The organism is Gardnerella lacydonensis, from assembly GCF_048545055.1.
In the GTDB taxonomy this organism is placed as follows: Bacteria; Actinomycetota; Actinomycetes; order Actinomycetales; family Bifidobacteriaceae; genus Bifidobacterium; species Bifidobacterium vaginale_C.
In genome coordinates, this window is record NZ_JBKQXT010000001.1 from 292,305 (window position 1) to 317,539 (window position 25,235).

Genomic DNA, 25,235 nt, shown 5'->3' on the forward strand with positions numbered 1-25,235 from the left:
ACCAGTAAATCATCCTCCACACACGGCTAGTCTTATCATTCGCGCGTATTGTGGACCTCCAATAGGAGTCAGATGTATTCCATCGTCTGTTAAGAATTCGGAGTGTCCTGCGCTTAAACCATACCAGTCTATTATTCCAACGTTTTTGCGTTTTGCTGCAAAAGCGCGCAGTCTTGCGTTTGTTTCGTCTTGCCAAGGTTGTGGAACGCGAGTTGTTACAAAATACACTGGTTTGCCACCTGTAACATTTACCATATTTTGCAAAACAGATTCATCCCTAGGAGGTCCGTTTGTTCCAAGCTCATAGATTACGACGCTTCCAGGGTGTTTCTCGACTAAATCTTGTTGATAATCTTCCGCTCCGTGGAATATTTGTCTGCTCACTTTTCCGTCAATCCAAGCATTTGGTAATGCTTGCATAAGGTATGGTTTTGCGCCTTCTGTTACGGAATCTCCGACCATTGTTATGTCTGCAGTGCAAACATTGCGTTTTGAGTCTATTTTCCACGGTTTTGTATTTATGTTTTCTGGCACTTTTTCTGCAATTGGGTTGAGAATCCTATGGTCAGATGGTTTTGTTGGAAGCGTTTGTTTTTCTATGTTCTCGCGCTTTCCGCTTGTTTTTTTCTTCGTATTAGCGGAATTTTTTTCTTGTGTATTTTTTTCTTGAGTTTGGTTTTGTGCAGTTTGGTTTTGCGTATTCGCGTCTTGTGCATTTAATTCTGGTCTTAATTGTATTGCTCGCGCTTGCGCAATACTATTCCAGTTAACTGGCGCTGCAATTATTGCTAGTCCAACGATTGCACAAATCACTATTACCGTTCTTCTCAAAACAAACGGCAATCTTATATTCTTGCTTTTAACGTTTAACGTCTCTGAAGATAAATCAGGAGATAAATCAGGGTTTTTCGCGTCAATATTATCCGAGATAATATCGCCTTTCTGGCTAATGCTAAGAGTTATATGTTTATTGGCAATAGGCATTTCGAATATTCTGTAAAAAACTTCTGCTGCAATAATAACTATTACGCATTGTCCTGCCTGTTCCCAAAGAGTTATCTGTGTGGTTCTTGTAGCAGGGTTTAGTATTTCTAAAATAGGGAAGTGGACTATGTAAATCGCAAAAGATCTTACTCCTATATATTTCAGTGGAGCAATTTCAAGTATTTTAGTGCAAATACTATTTTTCTGTAGACATGACCACATTAAAATCGCGCAAACTATTGCGAATATCGTGTATCCGCCGTAAACAATCCAGGTTTTTGAACCGTCTTCTTTCACTAAGCACCATAGAATAAAAATTAACGCAACCAATCCTATAATCGATTTTTGTAGTGTGCTTAGAGGTTTTTGAAGAGTTTTTGCTATTTTTGCGAATTTACCAGATTCTGATTTATTTTTTAGATCAGTTTTTACGTTATCATTGTTTTCTGATTCGTTGGTTTGTTGCCACTTTTCCCCAGCAATTTCATTATTAGATTCATCGGGTTCGCCATCTTTATCAGATTCCATCATGTTTATTTGCAATCCTGCTCGTAAATCAGCTGGTATCGAGACTTCTGAGTATTGGCTTTTATCTTGCGCATTTTGCGCTTCTATCTCTGATGAATCCTCTATTTTTTCGATTTGTGTTTTTTCTCTTTTGTTTCCAAAAATATATCTACAAGCATCCGCAATAATTTTGAGAATAGAACGTCCACTAAACCATGTGAAATACATTGCGAGTAATGCACCAATTAAGAATTCTCCAGCTCGAGTGTCAATAGAGTAATACACGCGAGCAATGGTTTGACCATCTCCATAAAAAAGGGTAATTGCTAGGTTTGCCAACGAACATGCAAGCATAAGAATCGCAGTAACGCACATTCTTACAAATTTAGAGTGCACAATTTTAAGAATCACCCATAGTATAATCGGCCAAAATACAAAGATTTGCATAATAAGTCCCAAATACCAAAGGTGTTTTATTGGGGATGGTAGTCCTGATTGTTCAAAGTAAGATACTTTTCGCAAAATATACGCCATATTGCTTGTAAAGCTAGCGCCTGTTAGTGCGTCAGATTGCAATTTTGTTAAAAGACTTGGTGAAAATAGCCACATTAGTGGTGCACCCAGAGCAATAATCCCTATAGTAGACGGCCAAATTCGTTTTACGCGTTTAAGCAAGTATTTTAAGTAGGCAATTATTTTAGACTTTGTTTGTGTTTTGGTTTGTTCGTTGGTTGCTGGCGACTTTTGTGCATTTGATGTTTCAAACATTTTTAGCAGAGATACAGTGCTGAAGTATCCAGCCATAACAAGAAACATTGTTACTCCCAAGAATCCTCCTGGAAGTACTATTGGACGTAGGTGGAACGCTACAATCGCAATAACAGCAATAGCACGCATGCCATCTATTGCAGCGTTACGTTTGCTTGTAGTGTTAGCTGCGTTGTTTATCTCTGTCATTTTGCCTGCAACTTGCTAATACGTGGTTTAATTTTGGTTGTGGGCATGAATTGTTTTATGACTAACATCGCCCAAAACGTAGTCATATTATCTACGTATTAAGACACTGTAGTTAGTTATAGCGTGTCTTAGTTTTTCCCTAGTTTTTCCTTGATTTTTCTTATGTTTTTTGCAAGTTTTATAAAATTTTTTAATATGAATTTAAATATTTTTCAAGGTAATTATTCGTTTTTATTAAGATTTTTCTCTGCTATTTTTTTAGTGCGGTTGCTTTCGACTTTTGTTTGCTAAAATGCCAATGTTATACAACGCGTTTTACGTGCTCTTTGCTGCGCGCTAGAGTTAGACTGAACAGTCTAATTTAGGTGTATAAACGTTAGATTGATAAACAGTGTGTTTTACGCATTATTTTACGCATTAAGGAGTAAACATGGCAGAAACATTCAATGTTGTGGTAGAAATCCCACGCGGATCCAAGAATAAATATGAAGTTGATCACGAAACTGGTCGTGTTTTCTTGGATCGTACCCTTTTCACAGCTATGGGTTATCCAGATGATTACGGTTACATTGATGGAACTTTGGGCGAAGATGGCGATCCACTCGATGCTCTTGTTATGATTCCAAACTCTGTGTTCCCAGGATGCGTTGTTGAGTGCCGCGCTGTTGGCTTGTACCACATGGTTGACGAAGCTGGCGGAGACGATAAGGTTTTGTGCGTTCCAGCAGATGTTCGTTTCGACGACATCAAGGATATTGATGACGTGAATGAGTATCACAAGGCTGAAATCAAGCACTTCTTCGAGCAGTACAAGGCTTTGGAGCCAGGTAAGGAAGTTCTTCCTGGTGACTTCTGGGCTGGAGTCGAGCAGGCTGAAAAGGAAATTGTCGCAGCTCGCAAGCGTCTTGAAGAAAGCGAAAAGTAGTTTTCGAGATTAGTCGCGAATCTTCCGAGCGTTTTAGAAACGCGTTTGCTAGTGTCTAACACATTTTTATGTGTTAGACACTTTTTTATTCTAAAAAATTAAGCTATTAGTAGCATTCCTAAACCAGTTGCGTAAACAACCATTCCGCCCATCATCACGGGAATCAAAGCAGTACCAACTTGTGGCAAAAGCATGTCAGTATTGTATTTTGCATCTTTAACCCAAAGATGAGAAAGCCCAGCTAGAACAATTACGGCAAGCAAACCCAATACTGCTACCAGTACGCCAAGTTCTAGAATACGCACGGAGAATGTGAAACGAATAATCGAAGGCAAAAAAAGCCATCCTGGAAGAGCTGCACAAGCGATACTTGCGGTAAGAGAATGTGAAATATTTCTTACCAGATTAGATCTCTCTTCCCTAAGCATTTGACGACCAAAGCTAACAAAAGTTGCAGCAACAAGAATTAGAGCAAAGCTAACAGCCCAACGTTCATATGGGTGAATAGCTGCAATGAACTTATCCATACTAACTTCTGTATTATCGATTACGCTGCTAGGAAGCCAACCTTTTAAAGCTAATGCTGCGCACCACATAGATGCGATTCCAGCAAAAAGCGGAATAGCTTTATCTGCTGTAGAACCTTGTAGCGGCCAGAAAGTAACTAGAGCAAGAAGAATAATCACGCAAACTGTTATAACGGCTTTTGCTGTGGCTATTGGCAGAATGGCCGCAATTGCTAAAAGAGCTATAGCAACGAATTGAGTTACAACAATCGTAATGTGATTATGCATTGCATTATGTGCGATGTTATCGTTGCTCATATTACGCTCCTATCGCGTTTTATAAGATAATTTTAATAAAATATTTAGCCGTATTAACTTATTTTATATGTAAGCGTACACTTGCATGCTCCGATTCGTATTAAGTATCTTAAGTATGGATTACAATTCTCTTTTAACAGCTTGATTTTGAATTTGTTATTCAATTCTATGCGTTCTGGAGGTATCAATATGACGGATATTACATTGATGACCTCTTGTGCCGCGCCTGCAAAGGTTTTGCCATCTTTGACTCTACTTTCGCATAGAGTGCGAGTGCTCCCAATGGAACCGTCTAGTATTCTTAAGATGCCAGAAAACACTATTCTTCTTGTAGATGCTAGAGAAGATTTGTCTTTGGCGAAATCTTTATGCTCTATTGTTCGTGCTTCTAATTTAACAATGTCTGTTATCTTAATTCTTACAGAAGGCGGATTCACGGTTGTTAATGCATCTTGGGGTGTTAGCGATGTTATGCTAACAACCGCTTCGCCAGCCGAAGTAGAAGGTAGACTTAGACTAGCTTCTCAACGAGGTGGGTCGGCTGAATCTACTTCTAAAGAACATGCAGTTGATTCTGGTAGCGTGGAAATTAACAGTAGCGGTCAAATGTGCTCTGGGGATTTAGTCGTAGATACGCAAAGTTACACGGTTAGCTTGCACGGAAAGCCTATTGATTTAGCGTATAAAGAATTTGAGCTTCTTAAATACTTTGTTCAGCATCCTCGGCGAGTATTCACTCGTGCTCACTTACTTCAAGAGGTTTGGGGTTACGATTATTACGGTGGAACTCGTACAGTAGATGTCCACATTCGTAGGCTACGTGCGAAATTAGGCGTTGAATATGAGCACGTTATTGGAACGGTTAGGAATGTTGGGTATCGTTTCGATCCTTTAGAGTCTCAGGATGAAGTTGTAGATTCTGCAGATTCTGATAATAATGATTCGTCGGCGGCTTCCGACTAGAATTCCTGTAGCGGATTAGTGGTTTATTATATTGGTTAAATTACAAAACGTGAATAGTAGTCAAGAATCATCTTCCGATCCTAGAAAATCTAAAAAAATTGCTAGGATGAGCGAAGAGTATCGGATTTTATGTGAAGAAATACCGAATCCAAAGTGTGCATTAAATTTTACAAATCCATTTGAACTACTAGTGGCCACTGTTCTTAGTGCACAAACCACTGATAGACGTGTAAATATCGTAACAGAACAACTTTTTAGAACTTATCCTACTCCAAAAGATTTAGCGCGCGCACCAATATATAAGGTACAAGAGATCATTCATCAACTTGGATTTTATAGAGTAAAAGCGCAGCATATTATAGAGCTTTCGCAAAAACTTATGGACGATTTCAATGGTGTAGTTCCAAATAATATGGATGATCTCACAAAACTTCCAGGTGTAGGAAGAAAAACAGCAAACGTTGTATTAGGCAATGCTTTTGGTATCCCAGGGTTTCCAGTAGATACCCATGTTATGCGTGTAACGTCAAGGCTTAGATGGAGAAGTGATTGGAAGATTGCTAAGTCAGATCCTATAAAAGTTGAGCGTGAAATTACATCTTATTTTCCGCCAGAAGAATGGACTAATTTGTCTCACCGACTTATTCTTCATGGTAGAAAAATATGTACAGCTAGGAATCCGCATTGTGCTGACTGCCCTCTAAGATTTCTGTGCCCATCTGTTTCGCTGTAGCTATGTTGTAGGTTTTGTCGTAGCTGCGTTGTGGTTGTCGTAACGGATTTTTCTAATATCTCATATAATCAACTTTTAGAATATTCTTAGGGTATTTTTAGATTATTTTCTGCATAAATTCTACGTATGATTCAATCGATGATATAGACTGTTGGCTATGTCTGAATTTGAAAGATACTCATCTGGCTCGCATTTGAGAAAAGCACGTTATGCAAAAAAAGCTAAAAAAGGCGTGTCCTCATGGGTTATTTTTATAGTCTTAATTGCCATTATGTCTGTTGTTGCATGGGGCGGATGGCGATTTTTAGATGGAAGATCAATTATTCCAGAGAGTATTGTTCCGGCATCAAGCTCAGTTTTAAAAATAGGCTTGCGTACAGCCCCAGCATCCTTAGATATTAGGACTGACGACAGTGATTCACTGCAACAAGCTCTTATTGAAAACGTTTATGAAACGCTTATTAAACGAGACGGCAATAATGCTTTAAAACCAGGTCTTGCTCAGTCTTGGAGCGTATCTTCCGACGGTTTGAATTATAAGTTTAGGATTCGTTCAGGCGTGAAGTTTGCAAATGGAGACGTAATGGACTCTGGCTCCGTACTGCAATCACTTCAGCAAGGTATTACAAAAAGCTATCCAGGCTATGAAAAGTTGACGAATATTACAAGCGTATCTAACTCAGGACCTGATATTCTAAGCATTTCATTAAAAATGCCAGATCCATTACTGCTGCGAAGGTTAGCAGGTAGAGCTGGAATTGTATATGATACTCGCGCTTCATTAAACTACGCTTCGGACGCGATGGGAACAGGGCCTTTTAAAGTTAACGGTTATAGTAAAGGTTCAGACCTTGTTCTTGTGCGAAATGACAAGTATTGGGGTACAACATCTGGCTGCGCTAGCATAACTCTTAAATACTTTAATGACGATACATCTTTAGCAAATGCCATGCAGAATGGCGATATTCAAATGGCAGTTCCTCTTGATGGCAATGAAAACAAGCGTATGGCGTCAATGCCAAATACTCAGCTTGTTGAAGGTCAGAGCACTAGAATACGAATGATTGCGTATAACACTGGAATATCGTCTATTTTCTGCGATCAGCACGTTCGTAGAGCGAGCAGTTACGCAATGGATATAAACACTGTTTTATCGGCTGATCCATTCGGCGGTCAAATTGTGCGCGGACCAATTTCCCCATTGTCGCCAGGATACGAGGATTTAAGCGGCACTTATCCACATGATCCTCAAAAAGCTCGATCTCTATTCTCATATTTCTCTGCTGCCTACCTTGGTAAAATTACATTCCTCGTACCTCTTGGAATGAGCAATATTGGTAATGCGCTTGGTTCTCAGCTAAACGCTACTGGCGGTTTCCGTGTGACTGTAGAAGAAGTAGATGAGAACACCATGAAACAGCGGATTCATGATGGTAAATATGATTTAGCACTCACATGGATGAATCACACTTTGGATTCTGGAGCGTATGCAGACACAAAGTCTACTTATTTGTTCCAAGATCACGAGTCTCAGAAATATTTTGCCCAAGCAATGAAATCAACCAATGCAGAAGGATATGAGTCAAATATCAAACAGTATGCTAGAGAGTTGAATAATTACGCTGTTTCTGACTGGATGTATGCGCGAAAGAGCATTGTGGTAGCTAAATCTAATGTTAGTGGATATCCTACAAACATGACTGATCAGCTTTTGCCATTGCACGATGTAAACGTAAAATAAATCCAAGATTATTTCAAGGATATAAGTGCGTGTGGTTTGGTATTAGTCGCAAGCAACCGTTGATTTGAATAATTTTTACAAATATTAGTAAAAATATTGACGTTGTCGCGCTGAGTTTCTAATATTCAGTTCATGAGTGAACAGGATAATAACACAGTAAAACACGCACATTTAACGCCTCTTCCTAACAAAGTTGGCGTTGATGGTCTTGAAGACAAGTGGCGTAGCAATTGGGACGAAGCTAAGACTTACGCATTCCATAATTCTCGCGATCGCAAGGCGGTATATTCTATCGATACTCCACCTCCAACCGTTAGTGGCCATTTGCATGTTGGTCACGTATTCTCTTACACGCATACTGATGTGATTGCGCGATATAAGCGCATGCAAGGTTTTGACGTGTTCTACCCAATGGGTTGGGACGATAATGGCTTGCCAACAGAGCGCCGCGTGCAAAACTATTACGGCGTGCGCGTAGACACTTCGCTTAAGTATGACCCTGATTTTAAGCCGCCATTTGAAGGCACAGAAGGCAAGAAAATTGAGGCAAAAGACCAGGTTCCTGTAAGCAGACAGAACTTTATTGAGCTTTGTGAGCGTTTGACTTCTCAAGATGAGAAGCTTTTTGAAGCTTTGTGGCGCAGGCTTGGTCTTTCTGTAGACTGGTCGCAAACTTACCACACTATTGGCGAGCAGCCTCGCAGAGTTGCGCAAAAAGCATTCTTGCGCAATCTTGCTCGTGGAGAGGCTTATCAAAAAGATGCTCCTGGTTTGTGGGATGTGACTTTCCAGACCGCAGTTGCACAAGCTGAGCTTGAAGCGCGCGAATATCCTGGCTTCTACCATAAGATTGCATTCCGCTTTGAAGATGGTACGCCAATTTATATTGAGACTACGCGCCCAGAATTGCTTGCTGCTTGCACTTCTTTGATTGCGCATCCAGACGATGAGCGTTACAAGAAGTACTTTGGTCAGGAAGTCTACTCACCGCTGTTTAAGGTGAAGGTTCCGATTTTGGCGCATCCTGCAGCTCAAATGGACAAGGGTGCTGGCATTGCAATGTGCTGTACTTTCGGTGACGTAACAGACGTTGAGTGGTGGCGCGATTTGAGCTTGCCAACCCGACCAATCATTCAGCGAAACGGCCGCATTGTAATGACTACTCCTGATTGGATTACGGATGAATCCGGTCGCGAAATGTTCGAGAAGATTGCTGGCAAAACCACGTTCTCTGCTCGCAAGGAAGTTGTTGAAGCTTTGCAAGCAGCTGGAGATATGGAAGGCGATCCAAAGCCAACAAAGCGTATGACGAACTTCTACGAAAAGGGCGATAAGCCTTTGGAAATCGTCACTTCTCGCCAGTGGTATTTAAAGAACGGCGGTACGGACGAAAAGCTGAACGCTGAGCTTATTGAGCGCGGTAAGGAACTTAACTTCCATCCAGACTTTATGCGCGTGCGCTATGAGAATTGGGTTCACGGCTTGAATGGTGACTGGCTTATTTCTCGCCAGCGCTTCTTCGGCGTTCCATTCCCACTTTGGTATCCAGTAAACGAAAATGGGGAAGTGGATTACGAGCATCCTTTGACGCCTAGTGAAGACCGTTTACCAATCGATCCAACTATTGACGTTCCAGAAGGATTTGATGAATCTCAGCGAGACCAGCCAAATGGCTTTACTGCTGAGCAGGATATTATGGACACTTGGGCCACATCTTCCTTAACTCCACAAATTGTGACTCGTTGGGAAGAGCCAGGTGAGGAAAATCAAGCTCTGTTTAAGGCTACTTTCCCAATGGATTTGCGTCCGCAAGGCCAGGATATTATTCGTACTTGGCTGTTTAGTACGGTTGATCGCGCGCATCTTGAAAACGGCTGCTTGCCTTGGAAGCATGCTGCGCTTTCTGGCTGGATTCTAGACCCAGACCATAAGAAGATGTCTAAATCTAAAGGCAACGTGGTTGTGCCAAATAAGCCAATCGAAGAGTTTGGTGCGGATGCTGTGCGTTACTGGGCAACTTCTGCAAAGCTCGGCTTGGATGCAACTTACGACGAAGGCCAAATGAAGATTGGCCGACGCCTTGCGATTAAGCTTTTGAATGCTACAAAGTTTGCGCTCGCGATTGGTCGCGAAAACGAGGAGCATCAGGTTCTTGAGTCTGCCAGTGCGGATTGGGATTTTGCAGATGTTACGGAAGTTTTGGATCGCTCTGTTATGGCAAAGCTTGCATCCGTTATTCGTACCGCAACTGATGCGCTTGAATCTTATGAGCATTCTAAGGCTTTGGAAGCAATCGAAACCTTCTTCTGGGAGTTCTGTGACGATTACATTGAGCTTGCAAAGAATCGTGCTTATGGTACTGCAGAATCCACTGGACGCACTCCAAGTGAATCTGCTGTAAAGTCTGCTCGCACAACTCTTGGTCTTGCACTCGATGCTTTGGCTCGCTTGCTTGCTCCTTACTTGCCTTACGCTACTGAAGAAGTGTGGAGCTGGATGCATGATGGCGAAGGTTCTGTACATCGTGCTAGCTGGCCATGCGCTAAGGCTTATGAGGCTGCTGCAAACGGAGTTTCTGCAGACACTTTGGCTTACGCGGGCGAGGCTTTGGCTACTTTGCGCAAGATTAAGTCTGAAGCAAAAGTTTCTATGAAGACTCCTATTTTGCAAGTGACTTTGAATGTTGCAGATAATGCTTATAAGGCTGTTGAGGAAACTTTGGATGACGTTGCTGAAGCTGGACGCGTTACTGGAGAAGTAAAGCTTAACGCTGTTAAGGCAGCAGTTGCTGCTGATACTGAATCTGCTGAAGATTCTGCAGAATCTGATGCAGCTAACGTAAACGTTTCAGTTGCTCAAAGCGAACTCGGCGAAGCTCCTGCAAAAAAGAAGTAGTTGCAAGTAGTCGAAAATAATTAGTCGCAAAACAAAAGCGCTGGAAGTCAATCTTCGACTCCAGCGCTTTTTGCGTATTGCAATCGCGAAGCAGCGTCACTTGCTATAAATTCTGCTGCGATGATCAATATCCACAACAAAAACGGTCAGTACATTATTTTCAATTGCGCAAATTATTCTGTAATCCCTTACCCTATATCTCCAAAACCCCGAATAGTTGCCAGTTAGTGCCTTGCCTCTGATTCGAGGATTGTCGAGATTGCTAATTTCGCGAAGCTCCTTAACGATTTGCTTAGCAATTGTTTTGTCAATTTTCCCTAGCTGTTTTTCAGCTCTTTTAGATAAATTAATCTTCCAAATCAAGGCGCTTCACCACGTCGTCGAGTGGAGATGTTTCTAATTCTCCACGTTTGTATGCTTCAATATCTGCCATTAGTCCATATTCATGTTCAAGTTCATCGATTTGAGCTTCTAGCGCTTGATTCATGTAAAATGAACGAGTGCGGTGAGTGGTTTTAGCGAGCTGATCATAACGATCTAAAACGTTAGACGGTACTCTTAATCCTGTAATTGTTGCAGCCATTTCTAATCTCCATTGTAAAACATGTAAAACATATATTACCTTATATGCAGAATAACGCAATCCAATACGTTATAATCGATAAGCATCGCGCGGTAACGCTAGACTGTAAACCATGAATCCAGAAAGCTTAAGTGAATTAATTGAAAAAATTGCTAAAGATTTAGTAGCAAGCGGTAAAGCTGGCAATCTAACAGAAGATTTGATTCCTGCTGCCGAAAAACTTGCAGTTATGCGACCAAAAGATCGCGCACACGGCGATTGGGCCACGAACGTTGCTATGCAACTCGCTAAAAAAGCTGGTATGAAGCCTCATGATTTAGCCGAACTTTTTGCCGAGCGTTTGCAAGAAGCAGAAGGTATTGCGCGCGTAGAAGTGGCAGGCCCTGGCTTTATTAACATAACGCTTGATTCCGCGTCTGCAGCGGCTGTTGTTGACGAAGTCTTAAATCAGGGTGCTGATTTTGGCAAAAATACGCATTTGAGCGGCAAAACTTTGAATCTTGAGTTTGTTTCCGCAAACCCAACTGGCCCAATCCACATTGGTGGCACGCGCTGGGCTGCAGTTGGTGATTCTATGGCTCGAGTCTTGGAAGCGAACGGCGCAAAAGTTGTGCGCGAATACTACTTCAACGATCATGGTGAGCAAATCAACCGTTTTGCAAAGTCTTTAGTTGCTGCAGCTCACGGCGAAGAAACGCCTGCAGACGGCTACAAAGGCGCGTATATTAACGAAATCGCAGACGCTGTTATAAAAGAAGCAAATGCGGACGGTGTTGACGTTCTTTCTTTGCCTAGAATCGATCTTGGAAAAGACGAAGAAGGCTTGCCACTTGGCGAAGGCGATTCCGAGCAGCGAGAAGAATTCCGCAAGCGCGCAGTTCCAATGATGTTTGCGGAAATTCGCAAATCAATGCGTGATTTTCGTGTTGGTTTTGACGTGTGGTTCCACGAAAACAGCCTGTACGAGGACGGCGAAGTTGAGCGCGCTATTGCGGACTTGCGTGAGCGTGGAGATATTTTTGAAAAAGATGGCGCAACTTGGTTTGAGTCTACTAAGCATGGCGACGACAAGGATCGCGTAATTATTAAGTCCGACGGCAACTACGCTTACTTTGCTGCTGATATTGCGTACTATCGCAACAAGCGTCACCGTGAACAGAATCCTGCGGATGTAGCAATCTACATGCTCGGCGCGGATCATCACGGTTATATTGGCCGAATGATGGCAATGTGCGCGGCTTTTGGAGACAAGCCAGGCGAAAACATGCAGATTCTTATTGGTCAGATGGTAAACGTTATGAAGGATGGCAAGCCAGTACGCATGAGCAAGCGTGCTGGAAACGTTATTACGATTGACGATTTAGTTGATGCAATTGGTGTTGACGCTTCGCGTTATTCGCTTGCTCGCACCGACTACAACACAAGCGTTGATATTGATTTGGATTTGCTTGCTTCTCACAGCAACGATAATCCTGTGTATTACGTGCAATATGCCCACGCGCGCAGCTGCAATGTGGCTCGAAACGCGGCAGACGCTGGAATTAGTGCAGACGGAGCTGATTTAAGCTTGCTTAATACTGAGGCAGATGGCGAAGTACTTGCTGCTTTGGCTCAATGGCCTGCAGCTCTTGCACAAGCTGGCGATTTGCGCGCTCCGCACAGAGTTGCGCATTATCTTGAGGATTTGGCTGCAAGCTACCACAAGTGGTACAACCTTGAGCGCGTAGTGCCAATGGAGTTGAGCGACCCAGAAAATCGCTTGCCAGAAGCGGAGCGTGAGGCAGTTCGCATCGCAAAATGCCCAGAGGCAGCACGTGCAGCAGCGCGTTTAAAGCTTAATGCTGCTGTGCGCACAGTAATCGCCTCTGGCCTTGATTTGCTTGGAGTTTCTGCTCCAGACAAGATGTGATTTAGCGCATTTGCCCTTTATTTAGGACGCTAGCTTTTATGTTAGCGTCCTTTTATTTTTACAAAAAGACACGCGCGAAATTGCAAATTTTTTTCGATTAAGTACATGCGATTTATTAATATACCCCCTAATATTATTTTTCGGTTTCAGTTTTGTTATTCAATGCGTTAAATAATATGCTTAAACAATTTTCACCATATAGGAGGTGTAAGCATGAGCGTCACAACACAAAGTGTCAGCACAGACAGTGCCCCGAAAAAAAGGAACTTGACAATTATTGAATCCGCGTACGTGGCGGTCATGTTGTTTGGCATGTTCTTTGGCGCTGGAAACCTGATTTTCCCAGTATTCCTTGGTGCTAACGCAGGAAACAATTCTGCTCCTGCAGCATTAGGCTTTATTGTTACTGGCGTTGGCTTGCCATTGTTAGGCGTTACTGCTCTTGCAATGAGCCGTGCAAACGGTCTTTTTGAACTTTCAAGCAAAGCTAGCAAAAAATACGGCATGTTCTTTACATGCGTTCTTTATTTAACAATCGGCCCGTTCTTTGCAATTCCGCGCTGTGCAACAACTTCATACACTGTTGGATTGGAGCGAGTTATTCCGCAAGACGGGAACGGTCAATTGTACTTGTTCTTGTTCTCTGTAGTATTCTTTGCGCTCGCGTTCTTCTTTGCTATGAAACCAAGCGGCATACTCACGTGGGTTGGTAAAGTTCTTACGCCAATCTTCCTTGTTTTCTTAGCGATTTTGGTGTTTACCGCACTATTTTCCCCTATAAGCGGTGCTTCTTCAGATGCTGCTCCTATGGGAAATTACGTTAATAAGTCATTCTTTACAGGATTCTTAGATGGCTACAACACAATGGATGCTTTAGCTAGCTTGGCATTTGGAATTGTGGTTGTTAGTACCATTCGCCAGTTTGGTGTAAAAGATCCTAAAGATGTGGCAGTAAATACTGCTCGCTCTGGATTCTTTAGCTGCTTGCTAATGGCTTTGATTTACGTTGCAATTGTTGTTGTTGGTGTGCGTAGCCGCGCGCTATTCCCACCTGCGGAAAATGGTGGCGTAACTTTGGCACAAGTTGCACGCTATCATCTTGGAAATGCTGGCTTATTCGTGCTTGCTGCAACTGTAACACTTGCCTGCTTAAAGACTGCGGTTGGATTAATCGTAAGCTGCTCGGAAACCTTCTCTAAGTTATTCCCTAAGGGTCCTAGCTACCGTGTTTGGGCTGTATTGATTACGCTTGTTTCGTTTGGCCTTGCAAACTTTGGTCTGAGTGCAATCATCGAATACGCGGTTCCAGTATTGATGTTCTTGTACCCACTGTCAATTGTGCTGATTCTTTTGGCTTTATGTGGTCGACTTTTTGGAAATTCCAAGGTCGTGTACGCTTGGACACTTGGTTTTACTGGTGTTGCAGCTGTATTTGACTTTTTGAATAGTTTGCCAACAGCTTTGCGCGACGCATTGCATATGAACGATATGTTGATTGTTGCTCAAAACTGGTTGCCGTTCTCGGAATTTGGCATGGCTTGGGTTTGCCCTGCTGTTGTTGGATTTGTTGTTGGCTATGTTCGCATGGTTTTATGTGACAACAAAGGTATGGAAGAAGTGGCTCGCGTAGCTGCTGGCCCAGATCTTGAAGGCAGTGTTGCTAGTAGTGATGAATATTCTTCAAGCAGCTCTGAGTTTGACGAGCCTAATTTTGGCAATAAATCCTAGTGACTATTGGTATCTATTTGTATAGATAGTTGTAATAATAAATAATCGCCATATTTTGGTGCGTATTTTACGTAACAAGATATGGCGATTTTTGCGACTTGCGACTAGAAGTTGCCGCCGTTCCAACCCCAGTCAGTTGTTGCAGTGTAGCGAATGTAAGTGCGATCTTGTGGAATTCCAAGCTCGCGATTCAAAGCTGCCATAATCTGCTCAGTCAACTTTTCCCAAGCAGATCCTGGAACGCTAGAACCAAAAACGTTCACTTCAACGTAAGCTGCAGGCTTGGTATTATCTCCAGCAAAATAAATTGGCATGTTGTCTTCAAATGGGCACATAAGCCAATGCTCGCTTTTGCCTGGAACTGCGCTAATCGCCTTGCCGTACGCTGCTTTTAAGGCATCGCGCTGAGCAGGTGTAGTGCTTACGGAAACGTGAGTGTGAATAACTGGCATAATCGCTCCTTTGCTAAGTTTTATGAATTTGCTAAGTTTTATAAACTTGTATCACGCAACTTGCGTTACGCAATAATTATAGTGAATTGTTAGCCTCCGCGTGTTTAATTGAATGTATGAAAAAACTTATTGAACAGGTTGTTAAGTTTGGAATCGTAGGCATTATTGCGCTGATCATTGACGTAGCGTTGTTGAATCTGTTGCTTCTTGTACATTTTAATAACGTTGTTGCTGGAACAATATCTTTTATAATCTCTCTTATTTTTAACTACATTGCCAGCATGAAGTACGTGTTTAAACACCGCGAAGACATGGCTCGTTGGATGGAATTGCTGATTTTTGTTATTTCTGCAGTTATTGGTTTGCTTATCAACGATGCGATTATTTGGCTTAGCACGCTTGGAATGGCGCAAACTTTGCGCGGTACTGCGATTTACATGCTTCGCACAAACATTGGCAAGCTTATTGCAACAGTAGTTGTAGCAGTGTGGAATTTTGTTATTAGAAAATGGCTTTTAGATGATACAAAATCGCAAAAACCTGGTTATGATGTCGCTAAGGACAATACTTTTGCGCATAAGTTGGGCGAGTGGTCGTTAAGTCACACTCCAAAAGGATGGAAGTAGGTTTGGAAGTAGGTTTAGAAAATATGAAAGCCACGACTATTCATTTTGTGCGCCACGGAGAAGTGGAAAATCCAAATCACGTGCTTTACGAGAGACTCCCGGGATTTCACTTATCTAATCGTGGCTTAAAAATGGCTCGCGCTACAGCCAAATATATTGCGACTGTTCCGCAAATGCGCGGAATTAGTGCGATTTATTCGTCTCCTTTGGAGCGTACACAAGAAACGGCGCAACAAATCGCAAACGCTTTACAAATCAGCACAATTATTTTAGACAATCGTCTCATCGAAGCGGAAAACAATTTTCGAGGAAAAAGAATCGGCTACGGCGAAGGCGCTTTGTGGAAAAACGACAATTGGAAGCTTGTATCTAACTTGTGGAAGCCGAGTTGGGGAGAATCTTACAAAAGTATTGCGGAACGTGTTGGCGATTTTGCGCGCGAACAAGTGAAAAATCACCCAGGTGAACAAATCGTAGCTGTAACGCACGAATCGCCAATATGGTCTTATCGTCATTTGCTAGAAACGGGTCACGCTGAGCACAATATGCTTTTACGCAAAACGGCTTTGGCGTCAATTACGTCAATTACATATGATTGCGAAAATATGAATGTGCTTTCCATCACATATGTGGATCCTGCGGCGCGTGTGCAGTAGAACGTGTGGAATAATAATCAGTAGACTTAAAAATATGCGTGAAAGATGCGTAGAAACCGTGTTTTTTAAAGCTTAATGCGAAGGACGTTATTATGGGTGATTCTGTAGAAAAGCTGGATTCACAGGCTTTAGATTTGCTTAAAGCCGCATCCATTGCTGCAGCGGATTTAACTAAATTGTGGCCTTTAAGCGAAGCACGCCATTTAGATAATGACGCAAAATATGCTGAAAACCTTGAGGTCAGGGCGATTCGCGCTATTGCTCGAATTGTTACGGATTTAGACGTTACTGTTCCAGATGCAGAATTTGTGTATGAGGGTGCAGATGTGATTCCAGGGCGTCCGCAGGAGATAGTTGATGCTCTTTTGGCAGCAGCAAACGCTTACGACGATATGGATTTATGCTACGACCCAGACTATAGTGAAGCGCAAGAAGAACTAGAAAATAACACGAATGATGTTAGTGCCATTTTCAACAAGCTTGAATCTAATATTCCTAAAGACGTTAATGCAATAAATAGTGCAGCGGATTCTTTAGGTGTTGCAGGAAATTGGTGTGCTGAAAGTCTGCAGGATGCTGTTAGATGCGCAAAACAAGAGTGCGAACAATCATATGAACAAGAGCGTGATTTTTACGCGTTAAATCTTGTAGAATCGCAAAAAATTACAGCAATACTGTCTATTCTTAAAAGTCTTATTGAAAAAACCAGCAACATTTACGAAACTTTGCCTATATTCCTATATGTTAACGAAGTGTGCGAGTGCGCTGGAGTTCCGCGAATGATGTTTAAGGATGATCAGTGGCGTGAGCTTGTTGATTGCGTAAAAAGTGGTAAGACTGGCGATGATGGCGAAAATGGCGAAAATAGTGAAAATAGTGAAAATAATATGAGCGCGCTGGTTGAATTTGCGGCTCCATTGCTTGAGCGTGAATGGGTAAAGCATAAGGAAGACGTACTCTGGGATCCAGAAGAGGCTAAGAAGCTGGCAAAAGAAGAAGACGATAGAAAGTCTCGCGAAGCGCTTGCTGCTAAGTTTGCGCATGTGGAAGGTAATAAGGAATCAACGCAAGCTCTTGACTAGATTGGCACGTCCGTAACGCGCGGCACAATGGAACCTATGACTGATATCGAGGAAACTCAAGAAGTTGCTAATAACGCAACAAAATCCACAAAGCCTGAACTTCCAAAGAATGTTCGCGTGCGTTTTTGCCCTTCGCCAACTGGTACACCTCACGTAGGTATGGTTCGTACCGCGCTGTTTAACTGGGCAGAGGCTCGCCATACTCATGGCAAATTGCTGTTCCGCATTGAAGATACTGATAATGAGCGCGATAGCGAGGAAAGCTACCAGCAGATTATTGAGGCTCTTCGCTGGCTCAATATTGATTGGGATGAGGGTATTGACGTTGGTGGAGATAACGGGCCATACCGCCAGTCCCAGCGTATGGAAATTTATAAAGATGTAGCGCAAAAGCTTTTTAATGCAGGATACGCTTATGAGTCCTTCTCTACTCCTGAAGAAATTAAAGAGCGCAATATTGCTGCAGGGCGGCCAGCTGAGTTTGGTTACGATGGTTATGATCGGAACCTTACTGAGGAGCAGAAGCAAGCTTTCCGCGAGGAGGGTCGCAAGCCTGCACTTCGCTTGAAGATGCCAAATGAAGACATTACTTTTAACGATTTAATTCGTGGTGAAATCACTTTTAAAGCTGGATCTGTTCCAGATTATGTGATTGTGCGCCCGAATGGTGATCCACTTTACACGCTTACGAACCCTGTTGACGACGCATTAATGGACGTGAACGTGGTTTTGCGCGGTGAGGATATTCTTAGCTCCACACCTCGTCAGATTGTGCTTTACCGTTATCTTATGGAAATGGGCATTGCTAAGGAAACTCCGCTTTACGGACACATGCCTTACGTTATGGGCGAAGGCAAGAAGAAGCTTTCTAAGAGAGACCCTGAGTCCAACTTGTTCTTGCATAGAGATAACGGCTTTATTCCAGAAGGCTTGCTGAACTATTTGGCTTTGCTTGGCTGGTCTATTGCGCCTGATCGCGATGTGTTCACTATGGACGAGATGATTGAAAAGTTCGATGTGCGAGACGTTAAGGCAAATCCTGCACACTTTGACTTGGACAAGGCGATTTCCATTAACGCTGAGCATATTCGCATGCTTGATTCGCAAGATTTCTTGAATCGCTCTGTGCCTTACTTGCATAAGGATGGCGTAGTTAGCGCGGACAATTGGGATGCGTTAACTGATCGCGAGCGTGAAGTGCTCACCGCTGCTGCTCCTCTTGTTCAGCCTCGCGTGCGCTTGCTTGGCGAAGTTGCTGGTATGGTCGGTAGTCTGTTAAGCGAAGATGGCTACATTGAGCCAGATGACGATGCGCGTAAACAGTTGAAGGAATCTGCAGGAGCTGTGCTTGACGCGGCTATCTCTGCTTTGAATGGTGTTGATGCTTCTGATTGGCATACTGATTCCTTGCACGAGCTTTTGAACAAGAAGCTTGTTGAGGAAGCTGGGTACAAGCCGCGCTTGGCATTTGGTCCTGTGCGAGTTGCACTTTCTGGCCGTCGTGTTTCTCCGCCACTGTTTGAGTCCATGGAAATCGTGGGCAAAGACGTGACATTGGCGCGTTTGGCTGGATTGCGTGAGCATTTGTAAATCGTAAGCAGCTTTTAAATCTCAAGTAGATTTTGTATAAAGCGGGAATGTAGTGTAATTCTGCATTTCCGCTTTTTGTTTTTATGCGTTTTAGTATATTTTCGACACGCCGCGGTTGCGTATTGAGCAGTTATGTTGTAAAGTCGACATTTGTTGCGTCAAGAGGCGTAGCAGATAAATGAAGCCCCCGTCGTCTAGCGGCCTAGGACTACGCCCTCTCACGGCGCCAACACCGGTTCAAATCCGGTCGGGGGTACAAGACGGAACGGTTCCAAGAGCCGCGAAGCCTGCCAATTGGGGTATGGTGTAATTGGCAACACAGGTGATTCTGGTTCATCCATTCTTGGTTCGAGTCCAGGTACCCCAGCGAATAACCCTCGTATTTTGCGAGGGCTTTTTTGTTATATAGCGTGTTAATTTTGGGCTATTTCCCGCAAAATGTTTAAGCTTTTTGCAAACTTTTCCCGTGTTTGTTGTCGTATTGGCTGAAATAGGGAACAAACGTGGGCAAATTTACGACTTTGCGTTTTGACTGAGATTTGTTACAAATGTCTCATGCATGAGGCATTTGTAACGTTTTTTGACTGATTTTCGTTATATTTGCATCATGTGAGCTACAAATATAACGCAAGCTATTGCTTCTGCTCTAATAGTCTCAGCGAATCGAGGTGATCTCGCGCATTGTGCAGCTCGAAGTCGTCGATTCGCGCAATATACACAAAGCATGACACAATAGTATGTAGTGTGTTTTTTGAAGGGAGCAGGTTCCGTGGGAAGTCGACAAACCTTACAGCGTTGGATGATTACAGTAGGTGGTGTCGAGCAGGCGCGCGTTGGAGCGGGTCAGTCTGTAGAGATCGGCAGAAAGCCTATACGACCTTTGCGCGAAGACGGTTTCATGCGTGTAGACATTGTAGACAATAAGCGCTCAATGTCTAAAAGGCATGCGCTTCTTATAGTAGACACAAGTGGCGTGGCGACTATTCGAGATTTGCATTCTACAAACGGAACTTATCTTGTAAACGAAAGCGGCGATTTGCTGCGATTAGATCCAGATGTTGATTTTCATATGCCAGACAGCATTGTTCGCATGCAATTTGGAGACGTGCCAATTGACTTTGTGCGTATAGAAGAGCCAGCTCCTTTGGCTGAAAATAGTGCGGAGCCTGTGCGCGACTTGTTCTCTTATGCTGCTGACGGTTCCATTAAAGAGCCAGATGCTTCGGATTTGTCGGTCGATGATATTCTTGATATTCGTGCTGGAGAGCCAACAGGCGTTTTCCGTGCACAATCTGTTTCACACCCTAATTTAGTGTGGGATAATCAGTCAAAATTAAATGCTGCAGGTAAAGCTGATGATGTTTATAGTGCAAGCAAGGCTGATATTTCAGTAAATCCTGTAAAACAAAGCGATCCCGTGATTGCTAGTCAGGTTGTTCTTCCTGTTGTGCGTGAAGATTTTGAGTCTGCTGCAGAACCTCGTAATCTTTTTGATGATGCAGCACAAGCTAATGCATCACAAGTTAATGCAGCACAAGTTAGTAGTGACAAAACTAATAGTGATGAAACTGTAAATCCAGATAATATTGTGGATAACAGTGCTGTTGCAGGTAACGCTGCTATTTCTGACAACAGTGTTGTTGCAAATGATTCTTTTGATTCTCACGATGTTCAAGACGATTCTAAAATTCTGGACTCGCAAAATGTAGATGTTGAAAACGAGGATCACACAACGCAAGATCAGAATACTGAACAAGAAGAGATAGCAGAAATTCAAATCAATTATCAAGATGAGAATGAATTACAAGATGGGGCAGAAGATGAGTCGCCAGCAACCGACAATTCATTGCAAGATGAGTCTCAAATTCAACTAAATCATGAACAATTCATTCGATCCAATTCAGTCAATATTCAAGAAGATTCGCAATACACTCCAGCTTTTGAACCAGGGTCTGTGTTCGAAAAAGTGTCAAATGGAGAATTCAACGCGCATAAAGAAATTGTACAAGCAGGTGGATTCACTTCGGAAGAAGCTCAGAAAACCACTGATTTCTCTAAGCAGTTTGAGATAGCAAAATATCAAGAATTACTTCCATTTTTAGCCATGAATACAGGTCTTTATGACGATTTATACGCTTGGCTTTCAGCTCAAGGCAATGCAGACGTAGATGAAGCTTTAGCGCAAAATAGCGGGTATAACGCTTACCGCAACGCAGTAGGTTTATAAACAGGGGAGTTTAGTAGTATGAGCGGCGAACAGAATGATTTTATAAGCCAAGTAAATCAAGCGCATAATGCGAGTGAACAAAATTATCAAGAAGCTTACGAGCAGAATGCGCAAATGAAGCAGGAAAGTGCGCAGGCTACAGCTTTGCGAGATGAAAAGTTAAGGCGAATAAACTCTTGGCGTGAACAATACAAGTCGCAGCTTGCGCCTTCGCCACTTGAAGACATAACAAAACTTTCCGCACAATTAGAATTAACGCATGCTCACCCATCTGGGATAGCGCAACTTTTTGCGAGTGGAAAAGTAACTCTTCAGGCGTTATTCCGCGATTCTGGAATGTTGCGCGCGGCAGGGCGCAGACTAGACAGGGTTTTTGAAGATAGAGATAATAAGGCGCACGAAAATGGTGTTTCGGAGCTTTCGCTTGTTGTTGGAGTGGCATCGTGGAGCGGTAATCATGTGCCAGTTTTAACATACCCAGTGAGAGTTATTCGAGACTCTGGCAAGGATGAAACATACGCAACAATCTACTTTTCTGGCAATGTGCGCTTAAACCATGCTCTTGTTCTTAGATTGCAAGAGAGAGGCGTGAATCTTAGTGAAGATGCGCTTTTTGACGGCGCAAACTATGAGAGCGGAACACCAGAAACGTCAGCTGTTTTTGATGCAATTTGTGCATCTGCTCGCAGCGTGTTCCCAGATTTTGATATTGAACGAGATATTGTTCTTGGATGTTTTACTGATTCGGGATCCAGATTTTTGGCTGAAAGCGCTCAGATTTTGCAGGCGCTTAAAGTTGGGAATGTTGGAAACACTATGATTGATGCGGTTGCTGGCGATGAGCGTGCGCTTCAAGAGTTGGCGGCAAATGATAGGCAAGAGTATTCTCCTCTAGATGTAGACCCTCATGGTGAATATGAAGTCGGTGATGTAGATAATGTTGTACGTTATGCATCTGGTTTAGCCGCTAATGGTGTTTCTCTGGCGCTAGACGTGGATGCTGGATCTGATTCTGCTTCTATCGCAGCTGCAATTTCTTCACGCTGTGTTCTTGCTGGAAAGTCCATTTTATATGTTCCAAATGTTATGGAACAACAGCGTCGATTCCGTCACGCTCTCAGTGCGAATGAGATTTCTTCGCTTGCGCTAGACGTTTCGGATTCTCACCTTGCAAAACATGTGGATTCCCAGCTCATAGCTGCAGTTGGGGCGCGTCAAAGCGTTGCTTCTAGCCGTTTTGAGCAAGTTTGTGACGAGTTAGTTGGTGTTAAAACTCGCTTAAATCGTTATTTGGGAGACTTGCACGGAGTAGATGAGCGTTGGGGCGTATCAGCATATCAGACAATGCAAAATCTTGCTGCTATTGCAATGTTGCCTACTCATCCTTGTACTCATGTAAGACTAGATGTTGCTGCTGCAAGATCGCTTTCTGGTCATTTAGATGAATGGGCGCAAAAATTACATCAAGCAGATGAGCTTGGAGAATTTACTATAAAGCCTGAAGATACCCCGTGGTTTGGCGCGTCTTTGTTCAATGAGAATGAGGCTGTTGCTGTATATCAGCGCGTTGTAGATGTTCTACTAAAGCTTCTTCCTGCAGCACGCGAACATGTTAAATCAACTGTTCAAAACTGCGGTTTTCCTGTTCCTGTTACCGCACGTGAATGGGGTAGACAGGTTACGGTGTTAAAGAATCTTCGCCGAGTTTTAGATGTTTTCCAAGCAGATATTTTTGAACGTGATCTTAGCGCGATGATTGAAGCAAGTAAGCCTAAAGCTGTTCGCAAGCGTGAAGGTACAGTAATGGGCTTCTGGGAGCGTAGACGTCATATTAAAGAAGCGCGTAGTCTTTTGCGTGTAGGAGCTAAAGTAGATGATCTGCATGAGGCTTTGAAGATTGTTGCTCAGCAAGCTGCTCAGTGGCGTACTTTTGTTCCTCATGGGGGGTGGCCTGTGTTGCCGCCTAAGTTAGATGAGATTGTTAGCACTCAGGAGCTTTTGGATCGTAATCTTGTAGCTCTTGACGCTGTTCTTTCCACCACGCGTTTGGGTGCTGATCTTGAAAATGTTGAGTTTACTAAACTTGATGAGCGTTTGCAGGCTTTACATGACGATCGCGCTTCCTTAGATACTTTACCTGGTAGGTGCGTGATTGAGCGCGATTTACGCGGTGTTGGTTTAGAAGACCTTGTTTGCGATTTGCGTAGGCGTAATGTCACTGGTTCTGCGTTAGATGGTGAGCTTCACTTGGCTTGGTGGACTACGGTTTTTGAAGATATCGTTAATTCTTCTGCGATTATTTCTAACCAAGATGGTTCGGCTATGCAAGATGCTTCTGACCGTTTTGTTCAGGTAGATACTGAGCATGTGCGTTCTGTGGGACCTATGGTTCAACAAGAGACTCTAAAGCGTTTGTGTGAACTTCTTTTCGCTAGGTCTCAGGAAGCTAATCAGCTTCACACAACCTTAGCAAGTAATAGTTCTGGCGTGACTTTTACCAAATTGATGAATTCTCATGCAGATCTTCTTCTTGCTGCTAAGCCAATTATGGTGGCTATGCCTTCTACTTTGACTATGATGACTGAATTTAAGCCGATTGTAGACATTGTAATCCTTGATTCTGTTGAGCATTTGAGTAATATCGAGCTTCTTAGCATTCTTGCTCGTGCACGCCAAGTTGTGGTCATTGCTCATAAGAATACGGTAAGTTCGCAGAGTGTTAACGATTTGATTAGTGTTTTGCCTTCTGTACATGTTAAATCTCGTGCTACTAGGCGTTCGCTTCGTCTTGCTAATTTCCTTGAAAATCATGGTTATGGTTCGCTTCGCCACGATGTTCCTGTAGATAGAATGCAAGGTAAAGTTAAACTTCACCAAGTTGAGGCTTCTGGTGTTCCTGTTATGTCTACTGGTTTGATTGAGAGCAGCCAGAGGGAAATTGACGAGGTTGTTTCCTTGATAAAACAGCGTGCTGCGACTTTCACTGTAGTTCCTTCCAGCTATGTTCTTGCAGTTGTAACTCTTACAAGTGTGTTTAGGAATCGTTTAGGAGCGGAGCTTAAGGCTCTTGCTATTAAAGATGAAAATATGAATAGATTCCTTCGTCATGTTCGTCTTGTAGATGCTAGTGAGTCTGTTGGTGCTACCGCTACGGATGCTATTCTTTCATTATGTTATGCAAAAACTTCGCACGGTAGGCTTTTGCAACAATTTGGTGTTTTGGAAGAAGAAGGCGGTAAGGGCATACTGCTTGATTCGTTAGCATTAGCTCGTAGGAATTTAGATATTGTTTGCGCGTTTAAATCTAGTGATATGGAAGATGAACGTTTGCATCAGGATGGTCCTAAGCTACTTAAAGAATTGCTTATTTGGGCTGAGCAGCTGGATGATAGTCCAGTAAATCCAACTGATTTTGACGAACCAAAACCTGAATATGATCAAGATAAGTCAGAAGATAAGTCAGAATCTGCAGGTACACGTGTGGAGGCTTTTGATTCTTCAGTAGACAGTTTTAATAATGTTTTGTTTACTGATTTGGCGGATCGTATTCGCGCTCGCGGATTGTGCGTGGCGGTGAATTACGGATTTGATAATGAACACAGTATTCCTCTTGTTGTTGGTTTGCCAGATAAGCCTTTTGCTCTTGCCGTTTTAACGGATGATATGAGATTCATGAATATAGAATCAACGCGTGAACGTCATCGCATGTTTGCTCAAGATTTAGAGTATCTTGGCTGGTCTGTTATGAATGTTTGGAGCGTTGGAGCATTCGTAAATCCTGAAAAAGAGGTTGAGCGAGTTGTTTCTAGAATAGGCGAGCTTTACGGTGAAGATCAGTGAGCTGTGGTAGGTG

The 25,235-nt window shown here is 42.9% G+C and carries 18 protein-coding genes and 2 tRNA genes; 15 read left to right on the forward strand and 5 right to left on the reverse strand.

What is annotated here, in order from left to right; genetic code table 11:
• Positions 1-9: 9 nt before the first annotated feature.
• Complete coding sequence (locus tag ACJV45_RS01335) at positions 10-2,448, reverse strand: acyltransferase family protein (protein ID WP_419397485.1); 2,439 nt, start codon at positions 2,446-2,448, stop codon at positions 10-12.
• A gap of 430 nt (positions 2,449-2,878) precedes the next feature.
• On the opposite strand from ACJV45_RS01335, the gene ACJV45_RS01340 reads away from it, so the two are divergent.
• Positions 2,879-3,373, forward strand: coding sequence for an inorganic diphosphatase (locus ACJV45_RS01340; RefSeq protein ID WP_004105658.1), 495 nt, complete (start codon positions 2,879-2,881; stop codon positions 3,371-3,373).
• 98 nt (positions 3,374-3,471) lie between these two features.
• Here the strand turns inward: ACJV45_RS01340 and ACJV45_RS01345 are convergent, their stop codons facing one another.
• Positions 3,472-4,197, reverse strand: coding sequence for a hypothetical protein (locus tag ACJV45_RS01345; RefSeq protein ID WP_004122799.1), 726 nt, complete (start codon positions 4,195-4,197; stop codon positions 3,472-3,474).
• 189 nt (positions 4,198-4,386) lie between these two features.
• On the opposite strand from ACJV45_RS01345, the gene ACJV45_RS01350 reads away from it, so the two are divergent.
• From ACJV45_RS01350 to valS, 4 genes are all read left to right on the forward strand, one after another.
• On the forward strand, positions 4,387-5,160 hold the full coding sequence (locus ACJV45_RS01350) for a response regulator transcription factor (protein ID WP_004122801.1): 774 nt from the start codon (positions 4,387-4,389) through the stop codon (positions 5,158-5,160).
• 31 nt (positions 5,161-5,191) lie between these two features.
• Positions 5,192-5,893, forward strand: a complete 702-nt coding sequence (nth, locus tag ACJV45_RS01355) for an endonuclease III (protein WP_004122803.1) — start codon at positions 5,192-5,194, stop codon at positions 5,891-5,893.
• Positions 5,894-6,050: 157 nt separating this feature from the next.
• Positions 6,051-7,634 (forward strand): ABC transporter substrate-binding protein, encoded by a 1,584-nt coding sequence (locus ACJV45_RS01360; protein WP_419397486.1) that lies wholly within the window; start codon positions 6,051-6,053, stop codon positions 7,632-7,634.
• Positions 7,635-7,766: 132 nt separating this feature from the next.
• Positions 7,767-10,529 (forward strand): valine--tRNA ligase, encoded by a 2,763-nt coding sequence (valS, locus tag ACJV45_RS01365; protein WP_419397487.1) that lies wholly within the window; start codon positions 7,767-7,769, stop codon positions 10,527-10,529.
• Positions 10,530-10,625: 96 nt separating this feature from the next.
• Here the strand turns inward: valS and ACJV45_RS01370 are convergent, their stop codons facing one another.
• Both ACJV45_RS01370 and relB read right to left on the reverse strand, forming a co-directional pair.
• Entirely contained in the window at positions 10,626-10,892 is a 267-nt protein-coding gene (locus tag ACJV45_RS01370; RefSeq protein ID WP_101890004.1) for a type II toxin-antitoxin system RelE family toxin, read from the reverse strand.
• Complete coding sequence (relB, locus tag ACJV45_RS01375) at positions 10,876-11,112, reverse strand: type II toxin-antitoxin system RelB family antitoxin (RefSeq protein WP_115794039.1); 237 nt, start codon at positions 11,110-11,112, stop codon at positions 10,876-10,878. Before relB ends, ACJV45_RS01370 begins: the two co-directional genes overlap by 17 nt.
• Positions 11,113-11,224: 112 nt before the next feature.
• On the opposite strand from relB, the gene argS reads away from it, so the two are divergent.
• Both argS and brnQ read left to right on the forward strand, forming a co-directional pair.
• Entirely contained in the window at positions 11,225-13,021 is a 1,797-nt protein-coding gene (gene argS, locus ACJV45_RS01380; protein WP_419397488.1) for an arginine--tRNA ligase, read from the forward strand.
• A gap of 213 nt (positions 13,022-13,234) precedes the next feature.
• Positions 13,235-14,749, forward strand: coding sequence for a branched-chain amino acid transport system II carrier protein (gene brnQ / locus ACJV45_RS01385; protein WP_419397489.1), 1,515 nt, complete (start codon positions 13,235-13,237; stop codon positions 14,747-14,749).
• Positions 14,750-14,853: 104 nt separating this feature from the next.
• On the opposite strand, the gene ACJV45_RS01390 is transcribed toward brnQ, so the two are convergent.
• The gene (locus ACJV45_RS01390; protein ID WP_004124315.1) at positions 14,854-15,201 is read right to left on the reverse strand and encodes a phenylpyruvate tautomerase MIF-related protein; all 348 of its coding nucleotides are present in this window, start codon (positions 15,199-15,201) and stop codon (positions 14,854-14,856) included.
• Between the two features lie 116 nt (positions 15,202-15,317).
• Between ACJV45_RS01390 and ACJV45_RS01395 the strand changes: the two genes are divergently transcribed.
• From ACJV45_RS01395 to ACJV45_RS01430, 8 genes are all read left to right on the forward strand, one after another.
• Positions 15,318-15,827, forward strand: a complete 510-nt coding sequence (locus ACJV45_RS01395) for a GtrA family protein (protein ID WP_410312811.1) — start codon at positions 15,318-15,320, stop codon at positions 15,825-15,827.
• Positions 15,828-15,850: 23 nt separating this feature from the next.
• Positions 15,851-16,483, forward strand: coding sequence for a histidine phosphatase family protein (locus ACJV45_RS01400; protein ID WP_419397538.1), 633 nt, complete (start codon positions 15,851-15,853; stop codon positions 16,481-16,483).
• Between the two features lie 92 nt (positions 16,484-16,575).
• Positions 16,576-17,565 carry a hypothetical protein gene (locus ACJV45_RS01405; RefSeq protein ID WP_419397490.1) on the forward strand — a complete coding sequence of 330 codons (990 nt, stop codon included), beginning with the start codon at positions 16,576-16,578 and terminating at the stop codon, positions 17,563-17,565.
• 27 nt (positions 17,566-17,592) lie between these two features.
• On the forward strand, positions 17,593-19,155 hold the full coding sequence (gltX, locus tag ACJV45_RS01410; protein ID WP_419397491.1) for a glutamate--tRNA ligase: 1,563 nt from the start codon (positions 17,593-17,595) through the stop codon (positions 19,153-19,155).
• A gap of 183 nt (positions 19,156-19,338) precedes the next feature.
• Positions 19,339-19,411, forward strand: a tRNA-Glu gene (locus ACJV45_RS01415).
• Positions 19,412-19,450: 39 nt separating this feature from the next.
• Positions 19,451-19,522: transfer RNA gene (locus ACJV45_RS01420), tRNA-Gln, on the forward strand.
• A gap of 402 nt (positions 19,523-19,924) precedes the next feature.
• Complete coding sequence (locus ACJV45_RS01425) at positions 19,925-21,382, forward strand: FHA domain-containing protein (protein WP_419397492.1); 1,458 nt, start codon at positions 19,925-19,927, stop codon at positions 21,380-21,382.
• Between the two features lie 18 nt (positions 21,383-21,400).
• Positions 21,401-25,222, forward strand: coding sequence for a helicase (locus ACJV45_RS01430; RefSeq protein ID WP_419397493.1), 3,822 nt, complete (start codon positions 21,401-21,403; stop codon positions 25,220-25,222).
• The last annotated feature ends 13 nt before the right edge of the window (positions 25,223-25,235 follow it).